Here is a 16,163-nt window from a genome sequence, read left to right as displayed (position 1 = left end):
GCTTCAGGCGATGTGAAGATTCGCTATCGCTACGGAGCCGACTGAATGATTGAAAACTTCTGGAAGGACAAATACCCGTCTGGTATCCCCGCCGATATCAACCCTGACGAGTATCCCAATGTCCAGGCTGTCCTGAAGCTGTCCTGCCAACGCTTCGCCGACAAACCGGCGTTCAGCAATCTGGGCAAGACCATCACCTACGGCGAACTGTATGAGCTGTCCGGCGCGTTCGCTGCCTGGATCCAGCAACATACCGACCTGCAGCCGGGTGATCGCATCGCCGTGCAGTTACCCAACCTGTTGCAGTACCCGATTGCCGTCTTTGGTGCCATTCGCGCCGGGCTGATCGTGGTCAACACCAACCCGCTGTACACCGCGCGGGAAATGGAACACCAGTTCAACGACTCTGGCGCCAAGGCGCTGGTGTGTCTGGCAAACATGGCGCACCTGGCCGAAAAGGTCGTGCCCAAAACGCAGATCAAGCATGTCATCGTTACTGAAGTGGCCGACATGCTGTCGCCGCTCAAGCGGTTGCTGATCAACAGCGTTATCAAGTACGTGAAGAAAATGGTCCCGGCCTATCACTTGCCCAAAGCCGTCAAATTCAATGATGTGCTCGGCAAGGGGCGTGGCCAGCCAGTGACCGACGTGTCGCCCGGCAGCGTCGATGTTGCTGTGCTGCAATACACCGGTGGCACCACCGGTGTGGCCAAGGGCGCAATGCTGACTCATCGCAACCTGATCGCCAACATGCTGCAGTGCCGGGCGCTGATGGCTTCAAACCTTGGCGAAGGGTGTGAAATCATCATCACGCCGCTGCCGCTATATCACATCTACGCCTTCACCTTTCATTGCATGGCGATGATGCTGCTTGGCAATCACAACATCCTCATCAGCAACCCGCGCGATCTGCCGGCGATGGTCAAGGAGCTTTCGAAGTGGAAGTTCAGCGGCTTTGTCGGCCTTAACACGCTGTTTGTGGCCTTGTGCAATAACGAGGGTTTCCGCAATCTCGACTTTTCGGCGTTGAAAGTTACCCTGTCCGGCGGCATGGCCTTGCAGCAGTCCGCTGCCGAACGCTGGAAGCAGGTTACTGACTGCCAGGTCTGCGAAGGCTATGGCATGACCGAGACCAGCCCGGTGGCTACGGTCAACCCCGCTAAAGACGTGCAGATGGGCACCATCGGTATTCCTGTGCCGTCGACGCTGTGCAAGGTTATCGACGATGCTGGCAACGAGCTGGCGTTCGGTGAGACCGGCGAGTTGTGCATCAAGGGCCCTCAGGTCATGAAAGGCTACTGGCAGCGCCAGGAAGCTACCGATGAAATGCTCGACAGTGATGGCTGGCTCAAGACCGGTGACATCGCGATCATCCAGCCCGATGGCTACATCCGGATTGTCGATCGCAAGAAAGACATGATTCTGATCTCCGGTTTCAACGTATACCCCAACGAACTGGAAGACGTGCTGGCCACGCTCCCGGGCGTGTTGCAATGCGCGGCGATCGGCGTGCCGGACGAGAAGTCAGGCGAAACCATCAAGGTTTTCGTCGTGGCCAAGCCGGGCGTTACCCTCACCAAGGAACAGGTCATGGAGCACATGCGTGCCAACCTGACCGGCTACAAAGTGCCGCGCAGCGTGGAGTTCCGAGAGGTCCTGCCAACCACCAACGTCGGCAAGATCCTGCGTCGCGAGCTGCGTGATGAGGAATTGAAGAAGCTGGGTGTGAAGAAGTAGGGTTTTATTTAGCGCGCGCCTATCGTTACCGTAAGTCTTGCTGACTCTCATGCCAATGCCCCGCATTGGCATGCAGCTTGTAATGCAAGGAGCGACTCAAGGAGACAGCCTGTCCTTGGCCGCGTCGTAGATATCCCCGCGCTCGCGCTTACCTACTGCGACTACGGTCACCACTACCCGATCCTCTTCAACTCGATAGACGAGTCTGTATCCCGCGCTGCGCAGCTTGATTTTGTAGTGGTCTGGCATGCCATGGAGCGCATCTCCTGCAATTCTGGGTAGTCCGAGTCGTTCCAGCAGCTTTTTCTTGAGCTGAGCACGAACGGTATGACCCAGTCTTTTCCACTCTTTCAATGCTGAAGGCAGGAATTCGAGCTTAAAGGTCATCGATATCTACCGATACCGGCTTTTCATGTTGGCGAGACTTGATCAGGTCGGCCAGATCAAGGTCATCAAGCCTCTCCATCATTGCTTCAAATACCTCGGCAGGCACCATGTACCCCATGACTTTATTGTGATTGAGCACCGCAACGGGCAAACCATGAGCGCCACTCAGGACGGCCGAAGGATTTTTCTTGAGTTCAGAAACGCTGACCGCTACGTCCGCAAGTATGCTTTGCATAATTTAGTACTCCATTTAGGATGTTATTTTGGTCTTTTTGTGGTTGTCAGCGCAAGAGCAGAATTGATGCGTCATGACCTCAGTGGATAGCCTGACACTCAGGCCATTCGTCACGACCCGCCACAATCTGCGACAATCCGCACCTGCCATTTGAAAAAAGACCCTGCACGCCTGATGACCGACGAATCGCCCTCTATCGACCAACTTCTGAAAAACCTCGACCAGGCGATGATCAGCGAACGTCATCGCCTGCGCCGTCAGTTGCATGACCTGCGCAAAAAGCCTGACGAGGCGAAGCTGGCGCAGTGGGTAGCGCGGGTTCAGGCCTCCTGTGCGCAGGTGACGGCGCGGCGTGAGAGCGTGCCGATGATCCGTTATGACGACAACCTGCCCATCGCCGCCAAGCGCGACGAGATCAAGGAGGCCTTGCTCAAGCACCAGGTGCTGATCATTGCCGGTGAGACCGGCTCCGGCAAGACCACCCAATTGCCGAAAATCTGCCTGGAAATCGGTCGTGGTCAGCACGGTCTGATTGGCCATACCCAGCCGCGCCGGATTGCCGCACGCAGCGTGGCCAGCCGGGTGGCCGATGAGCTGGGCACACCATTGGGCGCGCTGGTCGGTTATCAGGTGCGCTTTGAAGATCAGAGCGACAGCAACACACTGATCAAGCTGATGACCGACGGTATTCTGCTGGCCGAAACCCAGCATGACCGCTTTCTTGAACGCTACGACACGATCATCGTCGACGAAGCCCATGAGCGCAGCCTGAACATCGACTTCTTGCTCGGCTACCTGAAAACCCTGCTGCCACGTCGCCCGGACCTGAAGGTCATCATCACCTCCGCGACCATCGACCTGCAGCGCTTTTCCGAGCACTTCAACGATGCGCCGGTGATCGAAGTGTCCGGGCGCACGTTCCCTGTAGACCTCTGGTATCGCCCGCTGACCAGCGAGCAGGACGAGGAGGGCAACAGTGTCGAAGAAGACCTGACAGTCGATCAGGCCATCCTGGCCACGCTGGATGAACTGGCGGCCTTTGAACGTAGCGAGCGCAAGAGCCCGGGCGACGTGCTGGTGTTTCTGCCCGGCGAACGCGAGATTCGCGATGCCGCCGAGGTACTGCGCAAGGCGCAGCTCAGGCACACCGAAATTCTGCCGCTTTACGCGCGCCTTTCGCCTGCTGAGCAGCAGCGTATCTTTCAGTCGCATCCCGGTCGGCGTGTGGTGCTGGCTACCAACGTCGCTGAAACCTCGCTAACCGTGCCGGGCATCCGCTATGTGATCGACACCGGTACGGCGCGCATCAGTCGCTACAGCTATCGCGCGAAGGTCCAGCGCCTGCCGATCGAGGCGGTGTCGCAGGCCAGCGCCAACCAGCGTAAAGGCCGTTGCGGGCGTGTCGAGCCCGGTTTGTGCGTGCGTCTGTACAGCGAAGAAGATTTCAACGGTCGGCCGGAATTCACCGACCCCGAGATCCTGCGCACCAACCTGGCAGCGGTCATCCTGCAGATGCTGCACCTGCGTCTGGGTGAGATCACCGATTTCCCGTTCATCGAGCCGCCGGATGGCAAGGCGATCAGCGACGGCTTCAACCTGTTGCAGGAGCTGTCGGCAGTCAATCGCGAAAATCAGCTGACCCCGCTGGGCCGTCAACTGGCGCGCCTGCCGGTAGACCCGCGCATGGGCCGCATGCTTCTGGAAGCTGCGAAGCAGGGCAGCCTGCAGGAAGTGTTGATCGTGGCCAGCGCCATGTCCGTGCAGGATGTGCGTGAGCGCCCACCCGAGCGTCAGCAGGCGGCTGATCAGGCCCATGCGCAATGGAAAGACGCCGACTCGGACTTCGCCGGGCTGGTAAATCTGTGGCGCGGTTTTGAAGAGCAGCGCCAGACCCTGACGGCCAGCCCGCTGCGTAACTGGTGCCGGCGCAATTTCCTGAATTACCTGCGCCTGCGCGAGTGGCGTGATTCTCATCGGCAGTTGAGCCTGATCTGTCGCGACCTGCAACTGACGGTCAATAAGGAACCCGCCGATTACCCGAAATTTCACAAGGCCATTCTCTCCGGCCTGCTGAGCCAGATCGGGCAAAAGACCGACGAGGGCGATTACCTTGGCGCACGGCAGCGGCGCTTCTGGATTCACCCGTCTTCCGGGCTGGGCAAGAAGCGCCCGCAGTGGTTGATGACCGCCGAACTGGTGGAAACCACCAAGCTCTACGCGCGCATGGTGGCCAAGATCGATTCGGACTGGATCGAGCCGCTGGCTGGCCACCTGATCAAGAAAAATCATTTCGAGCCGCACTGGGAGAAGAAGCGCGGGCAGGTCGTAGCGTTCGAGCAGATCACCCTGTTCGGCCTGATCGTGGTCGGTCGCCGTCCGGTGCATTACGGGCCTATCGACCCGGTGGTGTCGCGCGAGCTGTTCATTCGTGAAGGCCTGGTGCGTGGCGATATCCTGTCGCGGGCCAAGTGCCTGAGCGCCAATACCCGCTTGCTGGAACAGCTCGACGAACTGGAAGCCAAGGCTCGACGCCGCGATATTCTTGCTGACGAAGACACCTTGTACAGTTTCTATGAAGCACGCATTCCGGCCGAGATTCATCAGACGGCCACGTTCGACAGTTGGTACAAGACCGAAAGCCAGAAGAACCCGCAACTGCTGATCATGCGTGAAGAGGACGTGCTGGCCCGCGAGGCCAGTGAAGTTACTGCCGCGCAGTATCCGGATACCTTGCACCTGGGCGACCTCAGTCTGTCGCTGAGTTACCACTTCGAGCCCAACCACCCACGTGACGGCGTGACCTTGCGGGTCCCTGCGCCCCTGTTGCTGTCGCTGCCTGCCGAGCGCCTGGAGTGGCTGGTGCCTGGCTTGCTCGAGACCAAGAGCATTGCGCTGGTGCGCAACCTGCCCAAGGCGGTGCGCAAGAACTTCGTGCCGGTCCCGGATTTCATCAAGGCCGCGTTGCAACGTATTACCTTCGGCAAGGGCTCATTGCCCCAGGCGCTGGGGCGTGAACTTCTGCGCATGACCGGCGTGCGGGTCAGCGACGAGGGCTGGGCCGAAGCTGCGCAGCAGCTTGAAGGTCATCTGAAGATGAACCTGGAAATCGTCGATGGCAGCGGCAAGTTTCTCGGTGAGGGGCGTGATCTGGCCGAGCTGACAGCGCGCTTTGCCGAGGCGAGCCAGGCCGCACTGGCCGTGCCGCAAACCGCAAAAAGCCAGCAGCCGGTGCAGGCCAAGGCCTTTGCTGCGGTGGCGCAAAAGACTCAACAGAACATCGCCGGGCTGTCGATGACGGTTTATCCCGCGTTGGTCGAAGAGGGCGGAGCGGTCAAGGAAGGCCGGTTCTCCACGCAGGCCGAAGCTGAATATCAGCATCGCCGTGCTTTGCAGCGATTGCTGCTGCAACAGCTGGCTGAACCGGCGAAGTTTCTGCGCAACAAATTGCCGGGGCAGACCGAGCTGGCCTTGTTGCACCGTGAACTGGGCCGCATCGATGCGCTGATCGAGGACATCCTGCTGGCTAGCCTCAACAGTTGCGTACTGGAAGGCGAGGCCGAGCTGCCGCGCGACGGTGCCGGCCTGTTGTCGCTGGCTGAGCGCAAGCGCGCTGACTGGACCGAACACGCCGAACGGTTGGCGAAGCTGACGCTGGAAATTCTCAAGCTGTGGCACGGTCTGCAAAAGCGCTTCAAAGGCAAGATTGATCTGTCTCAGGCGGTTGCCCTCAACGATATCAAGGCACAACTGAGCAAACTGGTGTACCCCGGTTTCGTGCGTGAAACCCCGGCGGTGTGGCTCAAGGAACTGCCGCGTTACCTGAAGGCTATCGAGATGCGTCTGGAAAAACTGCCAGGTCAGGTGCAGAAGGACCGGGTATGGAGCATCGAGCTGGCAGGCCTGTGGACGCAATACCAGGCGCGTGCCGACAAGCATGCCCAGGAAGGCAAACGTGACCCGGAACTGGCGCTGTACCGTTGGTGGATGGAGGAGTACCGCGTCTCCCTGTTCGCTCAGCAGTTAGGCACCAAAATGCCGGTGTCGGACAAACGGTTGAGCAAGCAGTGGAGTCAGGTGGAGGGCTGATCCAGCGTCGGCCCTCAGTACAGTCAATTGCCGCTATCGGGCCTATATTCATTGGCCCGATAGCGCCAAAACCGGGCTCTGTGGCACACTCCGCGCCTGTCTTCACCGTGTCATGAAATGCTGCTCTCTGTTGCGGGCCGCTTTTACAGTCGCACTGGTACGTTGGTCCCAAAAACAGTGGGCCTCCGGACACCGTGCCTGAGCAGGTGTTTACCTGCAACTCAATAAGAGAGGAACGACCGTGCACAACGTCGTCATCAGCGGCACAGGCCTGTTTACCCCGGCCAACAGCATCTCCAACGAAGAGCTGGTGCAGTCTTTCAATGCCTATGTCGCACAGTTCAACAGTGACAACGCAGCGGCTATCGAACGTGGTGAAGTGCAAGCGCTCAGTGAGTCCAGCGCCGCGTTCATCGAAAAGGCATCGGGCATCAAAAGCCGCTTTGTCATGGACAAGCAAGGCATTCTCGACCCGCAGCGCATGAAGCCCAACCTGCCGGAGCGCAGCAACGATGAATGGTCGATCCTCTGCCAGATGGGGGTTGCTGCGGCCGAGCAGGCTTTGCAGCGTGCAGGCAAGACGGCTGCCGACATTGATGGTGTGATCGTCGCGTGTTCCAACCTGCAGCGCGCCTATCCGGCGATTTCCATCGAGATTCAGGAAGCGCTGGGTGTCGCGGGCTATGGTTTCGACATGAATGTGGCCTGCTCTTCGGCGACCTTCGGCATTCAGGCGGCTTGCAATAGCGTGCAGCTGGGTCAGGCACGCGCCTTGCTGGTGATCAGCCCGGAAATCTGCACCGCGCACCTTAATTTCCGTGACCGTGACAGCCATTTCATCTTCGGCGACGGGGCCACAGCCGTTGTGGTCGAACGTGCGGATCTCGCCACCTCGCCTTACCAGTTCGATATTGTCAGTACCCGCTTGCTGACTAAATTCTCCAACAACATCCGCAACAATTTCGGTTTCCTCAACCGTACTTCGGACCAGGGCCAGAACGCCGCGGACAAATTATTCGTGCAGGAAGGCCGCAAGGTATTTCGCGAGGTCTGCCCGATGGTGGCCGAGCTGGTCGCTGCGCATTTGCAGGATAACGGCATCAACATCACTGACATCAAGCGCTTTTGGCTGCATCAAGCCAACCTGAGCATGAACCAGTTGATCGTCAAGAAACTGCTGGGCCGCGACGCCACGGTCGAAGAAGCGCCGGTGATTCTCGACACGTATGGCAACACCAGCTCGGCTGGCTCGGTCATTGCGTTTCATACTTATCAGGATGATCTGCCGAAGGGCGCGCTGGCTGTACTCAGTTCGTTCGGCGCCGGGTACTCGATCGGCAGCGTGATTCTACGCAAACGCTGATTACTTTGGATGGGTAGCGCTTGAGCCGCGAGCGTTACCTGTCATATCCCGTTATGTCACTCGCAACCTCTCGGGTCTTTATCGTGTTGGCTTTAAACCAAGCCATCACGGGTATCGACCATGTTCTCTGTCAACATCACATCCGAAACGCAGGCGGTGCCAGGCAGCCGGCTTTCCGTGCACCCCTCCGACTCCGCGCCCTTCGAAACAGACCACCCCAATGCACAGTTCATTCGGGGCAATCTGCCTGCCTGGTATCTGAACGCACCGGCAACCTTGCGCCGGGCACTGCAGGCCAGTCAGCAGAAAACCATGCGCTCCTGGCATGTGCTGGAGCCCATCCGTAATCGACTGTTATCGGCACAGGAATTTGCTGCACCGCTGCTTTCAAAGGCATTTTTCGAGCGTTTCAAGCTCAGGCTGGACGTTGAAGCGTTCCAGCTGATGACCTGGCGCTACGACAAGAGCTGGAATCCCGATCCCCTTGAACAGACGCTGCTGCAGGCTGCGTTGCAGAACTTCGCTGTCGGCAATCGAAGCCGGTTCGATCCCTATTCGGCCATCCTGCGTACAGGGGGGCTGCGTTACTGGCTGATTGATAGCTCCGAGCGAAGATACCGGGTCGAATACAGGGACCGCATCAATATCAACCTTGAGCAGTTCGCCGATTTCTGCCATGAACTGGATCTCGGGGGCCGTTATCAGACCCATCTGGACAGCGTATTCAAACCCGCTGCCGCAGAGGCTGCTAGCTCGGTTGCTGCCGCGTTCATCGCCAGTGAGCGTGATGCCGTCGAGGTGCTCGCGCACATTGCCATGATGAAGGGCGACCTCACCGATGCCGCTTATCAGATGCTGCTGAGCGTAGTGAAGCCCGCTGAGCGTCCACAATGGGATGGCAAGGGTGTGCGCTACTGCCAGTTACATATGCTCGATACCTACGCTTTTTCAGGCTGCCTGTTACGCGGTGCCTTGTTGATCCAGCAGGATATTCCTGAACCTGATGGCGGGCCTTGCGTGGTCTATATGCCTTCCGAACCCTCACATCCGATCAAGCAGTTCGCGTCACTTCAGGCGTTCAGCGCCAGCCTTGCAGGAGCGCTCGGCAGCGAGCGTTATCGGCAATATTTCAGCCGCTTTGTCAGTCTGAGCAAAAGCCCGGAGTTCTTTGCCAAACTGAAATCGCGTCTTTATCCCGCTCAAGGGTCGACGCTGGACGTCAATGCTGACCTGGTCTTGCAGGCGCAGCCCTTTTCGAAACCTCCGTTCGAGTTGCTTTACGACCACTTGCTGGCTAAAACCTACGGCGATTCAAGGGCAATCGCAGTGCCTTCGACCCAGGCGGATCACATTGCCCGCGACGCACTGCTTGCAGCGCTGAAAAGCAACGGCATGGATATGCTCGATGCGGCCGGGCTTTTTGTGCCGGTGCTGGGTGAGGTCATGGCAGTGGTCGCTCTCTATCAGCTTGCCAGTAAAGCATTCGTTGCCTATCAGGACTGGACGCACGGTGAAGTGGAAGAGGCGATGCAGCATGTTTACGAGATAGGGGAAGACGTGGCCCAGATGCTGGTGACAGGCAGCGTCATCGGTGCAGTGGAGCGCTTTGAGCCGTCGATGTTCATTGAAAGTCTGGTGCAAAAGAGGGTGGATGGATCAATCCGTCTTGGCAAACCGACTATCGATGCCTATGCAGATACCGTCAGTTTACCGGATGGCCTGACTGCCAATGCCCTGGGGCTCTACGAGCTCGACGGCAAGACCTGGCTGCCTCTGGGACGCAAGCTGTATCGCGTAGAGGCAGATGCGGCGCGCGAAAACTGGCGCATCAAACACCCGGTGAATGAGGGCTCGTACTCGCCAAGGCTGAAGCACAACGGCAACGGCATTTGGCACCATGAATGGGAAAACCCCATGGGTTGGGATGAGGTAACGGCTTTCCGGCGTTTGAGCCCGAGCTGCGATGCATTTACCGAGGACGAAATTCAGAAGGTCATGCGCATTACCGGCACCAGCGAGGGTGTGTTGCGCCAGATACATGTCGATAGCCTACAGCCTCCGGCCCTGTTGAAAGATGTTATTCAGCGCGTGGCAATCGAACGGGAGTTGCAGAGCTGTATCGAGGCACTGAAGGCCGAAGATTCGTCGCAGGTAAAGGTTGCTCGTATCGAGCCATGGATGAAGCTGCTGGCTTCGTCGCCGCGCTGGCCCAGGGAGCGAGGACTTTTACTGCTCGATGCTGACGAGACCATGCTCGATGCCTGGAACACAGGTTCGCAGATGACACTTTCCTCTCATGTCACGGGGCCGACGGGAAACCTGACGCATGTGCTGGGCCAATTGCTGGAGGGGCTTGCACCCGATGAAATCAGCCTTCTGACTGGAAGCGGCAGCACGGACACAACTGCCCGGGTCAACGGCTTCAAACGCTATCTTGCCGAGTACGCGCAACGTCATGTGGAGCAATTGCTTGATGGACTTCATTCATTGGCAGAGCGCAGCAGCGATCCATTGGTCAAGCTGATCCAGCGCGACTTCGCCAAGTTGCCGGATGGCGTCGCCCTGGAGCTCCTCGGCATGGCAAGTGGCGCAGATAAAGCCCGGATGACATCAGAGAAACGTGTGCCGCTTTCGCTTGCCGAGCATGCTCGTGAGTATCAGCAGCAGTTGAGACTGAACAGGGCCATCGAGGGCTTCTACCGAAGCGTCACCGACAACCCCGATACCCATGCTGCGGGGCTCGGCATATTGCACGATGTGCCGGGCTGGCGCGGAGATATGTCAATCGATCTACTCAAGGACACGCTGGAGGGGGAAGTAATCGCGAGCCTTGAACGTGGCGAGGCGACCGCCGTGCACCGGACTCTGGTCAAGACCAGTGAGGGATTTCAGCCCTTCAATCATCTGGGCAATTCTCTGGGGGAGGCCGACCCGCTTTTTTTCGGCGCTTTGCTCAAGACGCTTACTGATGCAGTACGCATCGATATCGAGCTGCCGTTGAATGCCGACGAGCAGCAACTGCGCAGTCTGGCGGGCCGTACCGCAGCTGCTCGTCGCGACCGGGTCGCTGGCATTCTACGTATGCAACCTATCAAGCCCGCAGTCAAATGGCCGCAACGTTTGCCTGATGGTCGTATGGGTTATCCCATGAGTGGACGCTTGCGTAATTTATTTCGTCGGTTGGGGATTGGTGCGTCCAGGCATTCGCCTGAGCTTGCGGTGAAGAGCCTGTACCCGCACTTTACCGACAACGAGGTGTCGAGCTTTCTTGCTGAGTTACGGGCCGAGTATGTCGGTTCAGACCGGCAATTGCAGAGCTTCGTTCGGCAGCGGCTGCGGACCCTGGCCGATGAGTTGCGCACCCTGCAGACCACCCTGGACAAGTGGGTCGAGCAAACGCCTTTTTCCTCCTTGCGCAGATCAAGGGAAATTGCGGCAAGGCGCATTCAGGGATGCTGGAAGAGACTCAGCGCTCACTGCAGAAACTACCAGGGTGAGTTCTTGGGCTACGCGCTTGATCTGGATGGTCTGCGCATAGGACAACTGCCTGATATAGCCGCCAGTTTTGCTCACGTGGCAGTGCTGAAAGTGCGCAACATGCAGCTGACTCAATCACAAGCGGATGCATTGCTGACAAAATTCAATAACTTGCGATCATTGAGCCTGGACTTCAACGATCTTCAATCCATGCCGGAGTCGATAGGGAGAATGACCCCGCTTGCAGAATTGTCACTCAGCCACAATCCCTTGTACTGGACCGAGGCTTCCAACATCATTTTACAGAACCTGAACCGTCTGGAGATCCTCGACCTCAACTATTGCGCCCTTGGTGCAGGGGCGGATATTCGGGCGATTAACGCCCTGCGCCTGCTGTTCTTGCGCGGTACAGGTATTGAAAGGTTGCCCCGGTGGAATTGGTCGAGGTCGGATTTGATTCGTATTGATGCGCGTGATAATCGCATCTCGGAAATCTCCATCGAGGAGCTCGAGGATATCGACCGCTCCTTCAGTTCATCGCGCCTGCACATGCATCTGCAGGGCAATCCGTTGAATCAATCCACGCTGGAGCGTATCCGACTGTTTCGCGAGGGCAGGTTGCAAGCGCGATGGGTCGTCAGCCGTAACCCTCCGCCACTTGAGCCCAGGCCCGACAGCACGCCTTGGCTTGCAGGCATGAAGCCTGACCAGGCAAGTGTTCGCACCACGCTTTGGCAGGACCTGCAAGCGTGTGCAGGGTCCACGGATTTTTTTCAGATGTTGAGCGATCTGGCGTACTCGGCTGACTTTTCAAGTAACCGCGCAGAGCTCACCGCGCGAGTCTGGGCGATGATCGAGTCAGCCTCTGCAAACTCAGAGTTGCGTGTCCAGTTGTTCGATCTTGCCGCGCACCCCCAGACGTGCGGCGATGGCCTGGCTCTGGTCTTTGGCGACATGGAAATACGTGTACAGTTGTTCTCGATCATGTCATCCACGCCGGAGGCCGCGCAGCCAGAGGCACTGTTCAAGATGGCCAGAGGCCTGGAGCGCCTGGATCAGGTGGAAAAAATTGCGTTACGCGACATTACGCTTCGTCAGGCGATCGGCGAAACGGTGGATGAGGCTGAAGTGCGTCTGGCTTACCGCGTCGGCCTGCAAGCGCGGCTTGAACTGCCGGGGCAGGCGAGAACCATGCTGTTCAGCAATATGGCGAACGTGGGTGAAGCTGACTTGCAGATGGCGTACAACGAGATAATCGAGCGCGAGGGGACCCGGGCGTTTTTGGAGTCGATGATTGCCAGGGAATTCTGGATGAGTTATCTGGAAGTCCGTTACGCTCCCGTTTTCGAGCCGGTAAAGCGACCGTTCAATGAGCGTCTGGCTGTGCTGGATGAGTTGCCGGCGGATCAGCAATCCGATCAACAATACCTCGACCGGATTGCCCTCATCGCCAGCCAGCGTACGCAGGCGCTCAATCAATTGGCGATCAATCTTTCCATGCAGATTGTGGAGGCGGTGAACACGGTGCCTCAATAAGGGATATTCTTCACCCTGTCTGCCTATCGGGGAACCTGCATGCCTGTTCACGTTATCGACAGCCTCGGCACCGTCGCGCCAGCCCAATGGGATGCGCTGGTGCCAGGCAACCAGCCATTTCTGCGGCATGCATTTCTCAGTTCACTGGAGGACAGCGGCAGTCTCGGGCCTCGTTCGGGCTGGCGTCCCGAGCATGTGCTGCACTATGAGAACGATCAACTGGTTGCGGCATTGCCGGCCTACCGAAAGTGGCACTCGTACGGCGAATACGTGTTCGATCACGCTTGGGCAGACGCTTGCCGCCGTGCCGGAATCGCCTATTACCCCAAACTGTTGGTAGCCGTGCCGTTCAGCCCGGTTGGCGGCTCACGCATTCTGAGTGCAACGCCTCAAGGCGGCATGGAGCTGCTCAGCGAGCTGCCGGCCTATCTGCAGAGTGAGGGGCTGTCGAGCGCCCATGTGAACTTCACCGACCCGGCTGCCGATGCCTTGCTTGAGTCGCAACCGGGCTGGCTGCAGCGCTTTGGTTGTCAGTTTCATTGGCATAACCGGGGCTACCGCGACTTTCAGGACTTTCTGGACGCATTGAGTTCGCGCAAACGCAAGCAGATGCGCAAGGAGCGTGAACAGGTGGCGGGGCAAGGCATCGAGTTTGAATGGCTTGAAGGCGCGCAAATGAGCGAAGTGCTGTGGGACTTCGTCTATGCCTGCTATTCCAACACCTACGAAATTCGCGGGCAGGCGCCATACCTGACACGCGAATTCTTCAGTCTGCTGGCCGAGCGCATGCCCGAATCGATTCGCGTGGTCATCGCTTTGCAGGGCTCACGACCTGTGGCGATGGCTTTCAGCCTGATCGGCGACGACAGTTTCTACGGGCGCTACTGGGGCTGTCTGGCCGAGTTTGACCGACTGCATTTCGAGACCTGTTTCTATCAGGGTATGGACTACGCCATCGCCCACGGCCTGCAACGATTCGATGCAGGCGCTCAGGGTGAGCATAAATTGATTCGCGGCTTCGAACCGCAGATCACCCGGTCGTGGCATTACCTGATGCATCCTGGGCTGAAAGACGCAGTGAGCGAGTTTCTCGAGCAGGAACGGGTCGGCGTACTGGCGTATGCCGATGAGGCGAGGAGTGCGTTGCCGTATCGGCAGGCGGACTAGCGGAGGATATGCCTTCCCGCGTGGAGCATCGGCGCGAGACCTGAATCTCGTTCCTCCGCGTGGGAATGCAGTTCTGGACGCTCTTGACTGTGCGAAGCGGCGCAGACTTTTGACGCAGAGCGTCACGAAATGCATGCCAACGCGGAGCATTGGCACGATAGTCATTAGTGGATGGCAGGCGCGGCAGCGGGTAGATCACTGGCCCTGAAGATCTTGTGGGAGCGAGCTTGCTCGCGAAGAGGCCAGCAAACTCCCCCTATTCAATCCACGCCTACAAACCCGCCGGTCTGATGCTGCCACAGACGGGCATACAGCCCGCCGCGAGCCAGCAGTTCGGCGTGCGTGCCGGTTTCGGCGATCTGGCCTTTTTCCAGTACCACCAGGCGATCCATACGGGCGATGGTCGACAAGCGGTGCGCGATGGCTATGACGGTCTTGCCTTGCATCAAGGTTTCCAGGCTTTCCTGAATGGCTGCCTCAACTTCCGAGTCAAGTGCCGAAGTGGCTTCGTCCATGATCAGGATCGGCGCGTCCTTGAGCAGCACACGGGTGATCGCGATACGCTGGCGCTGACCTCCGGACAGTTTGACGCCGCGCTCTCCCACATGGGCATCAAAACCGGTGCGGCCTTCGGAGTCCGACAACTGCGGGATGAACTCTTCGGCACGGGCCTTGCGGATCGATTCCCAGAGTTGTTCGTCAGTGGCGTCAGGATTGCCATACAGCAGGTTTTCGCGAATGGAACGGTGCAGCAGCGACGTGTCCTGGGTGATCATGCCGATCTGCGCACGCAGGCTTTCCTGGGTTATTTCGGAAATATCCTGACCGTCGATCAGGATCCTGCCGCCTTGAACGTCATACATGCGCAGCAGCAGGTTCACCAGCGTCGATTTGCCTGCGCCTGAAGGCCCGATCAAACCGATTTTCTCGCCCGGTTTAATGTCCAGGTTGAGGTTGTGAATGATCCCGTTGCCATTGCCGTAGTGGAAATCAACGCCATCGAACCGGACGCCGCCGTTTTCGATCTTCAGCGGCATTGCGCCGGGCTGGTCATTCACCGTGACAGGCTGCGAGATGCTCTGCAGACCGTCCTGCACGGTGCCGATGTTCTCGAAAATGCCATTGACCACCCACATGATCCAGCCGGACATATTGACGATACGAATCACCAGGCCTGTCGCCAGCGCGATGGCACCCACCGAGACCATCGACTGGGTCCATAACCACAGGGCCAGCCCGGTGGTGGTAACGATCAGCACGCCGTTCATGGTGGTGATGGTGGTGTCCATCGACGTGACGACACGGCCAGCCAACTGGCTTTTCTCGGTCTGGTCACGCATCGCTTCACGCGCGTATTGCTGTTCATGATTGGTGTGCGCGAACAGTTTCAGGGTGGTGATGTTGGTGTAGCCGTCGACTATCCGGCCCATGAGCCTGGAGCGCGCATCGGACGAGTCCACCGAGCGTTGCTTGACCCTGGGGACGAAGTACATCAGCGAGAGTATGAACGCCACGATCCAGGTGCCCAGCGGGATCATCAGGCGCCAGTCGGCCTCGGCGAACAGCACCATGGCGCTGATCGCGTAGATCAGTACATGCCACAGCGCGTCTACCGACTGCACTGCCGAGTCGCGCAGCGAGTTGCCGGTCTGCATGATGCGTTGGGCAATACGCCCGGCGAAATCGTTCTGGAAGAAGTTGACGCTCTGCTTGAGCACGTAGCTGTGATTTTGCCAACGAATAAGGTTGGTCATGCCGGGACTGATGGTCTGGTGCACCAGCAGGTCGTGCAGGCCGACGAAGATCGGGCGCAGCAGCAGGGCTACCACCACCATCCAGATCAGTTCCGGGCCATGCACGCTGAAAAAATCCTTGGGCGGCGTGGTTTGCGCCAGGTCGATAATGCGGCTCAGGTAGTTGAACAGCGATACCTCGATCAGCGCACCGATCAGCCCCACGACCAAAAGCGCGAGAAACGTCGGCCATACCTGACGCAGGTAATACATGTAAAAAGCGAAGACGGTGTTGGGTGGGGCGGCGGTAGGGGCGTCTTTGAAGATATCGATCAGTTTTTCAAAACGACGATAAAGCATTGGCTATCACACCCACGCGACGTGGGTTCTCCTTGATAAGTGGAGGCTCTCCCGTCCGGCCCGCACAAAGCCCGAAGGCTTC

General features: G+C 58.4%; 8 protein-coding genes. 5 read left to right on the top strand and 3 right to left on the bottom strand.

The window, feature by feature from the left end; all coding sequences use genetic code 11:
• Positions 1-45 precede the first annotated feature (45 nt).
• Entirely contained in the window at positions 46-1,737 is a 1,692-nt protein-coding gene (gene fadD1 / locus RGM3321_RS16590; RefSeq protein ID WP_244393979.1) for a long-chain-fatty-acid--CoA ligase FadD1, read from the top strand.
• 96 nt (positions 1,738-1,833) lie between these two features.
• Here fadD1 and RGM3321_RS16585 read toward each other — a convergent pair whose 3' ends face one another.
• Positions 1,834-2,124, bottom strand: coding sequence for a type II toxin-antitoxin system RelE/ParE family toxin (locus RGM3321_RS16585; protein ID WP_244393978.1), 291 nt, complete (start codon positions 2,122-2,124; stop codon positions 1,834-1,836).
• Positions 2,114-2,359, bottom strand: a complete 246-nt coding sequence (locus tag RGM3321_RS16580) for a type II toxin-antitoxin system Phd/YefM family antitoxin (protein WP_058400097.1) — start codon at positions 2,357-2,359, stop codon at positions 2,114-2,116. Before RGM3321_RS16580 ends, RGM3321_RS16585 begins: the two co-directional genes overlap by 11 nt.
• 174 nt (positions 2,360-2,533) lie before the next feature.
• Between RGM3321_RS16580 and hrpA the strand changes: the two genes are divergently transcribed.
• From hrpA to RGM3321_RS16560, 4 genes are all read left to right on the top strand, one after another.
• A complete protein-coding gene (gene hrpA / locus RGM3321_RS16575; protein WP_244393977.1) occupies positions 2,534-6,445 on the top strand; it encodes an ATP-dependent RNA helicase HrpA in 3,912 nt (1,303 codons plus the stop codon).
• A 241-nt stretch (positions 6,446-6,686) separates the two neighbouring features.
• Positions 6,687-7,808, top strand: a complete 1,122-nt coding sequence (locus RGM3321_RS16570) for a beta-ketoacyl-ACP synthase III (RefSeq protein ID WP_244393976.1) — start codon at positions 6,687-6,689, stop codon at positions 7,806-7,808.
• 120 nt (positions 7,809-7,928) lie between these two features.
• Positions 7,929-12,821, top strand: a complete 4,893-nt coding sequence (locus RGM3321_RS16565) for an NEL-type E3 ubiquitin ligase domain-containing protein (protein ID WP_244393975.1) — start codon at positions 7,929-7,931, stop codon at positions 12,819-12,821.
• 39 nt (positions 12,822-12,860) lie between these two features.
• A complete protein-coding gene (locus tag RGM3321_RS16560; RefSeq protein WP_244393974.1) occupies positions 12,861-13,988 on the top strand; it encodes a GNAT family N-acetyltransferase in 1,128 nt (375 codons plus the stop codon).
• A gap of 260 nt (positions 13,989-14,248) precedes the next feature.
• Here RGM3321_RS16560 and RGM3321_RS16555 read toward each other — a convergent pair whose 3' ends face one another.
• The gene (locus RGM3321_RS16555; RefSeq protein ID WP_244393973.1) at positions 14,249-16,081 is read right to left on the bottom strand and encodes an ABC transporter ATP-binding protein; all 1,833 of its coding nucleotides are present in this window, start codon (positions 16,079-16,081) and stop codon (positions 14,249-14,251) included.
• Between the last annotated feature and the right edge of the window lie 82 nt (positions 16,082-16,163).

Origin of the sequence: Pseudomonas sp. RGM 3321 (genome assembly GCF_022836805.1) — a bacterium.
Classification (GTDB): Bacteria; Pseudomonadota; Gammaproteobacteria; order Pseudomonadales; family Pseudomonadaceae; genus Aquipseudomonas.
The sequence above is the reverse complement of the archived record's forward strand: the minus strand, read 5'-3'. Positions and strand labels throughout refer to the sequence as shown.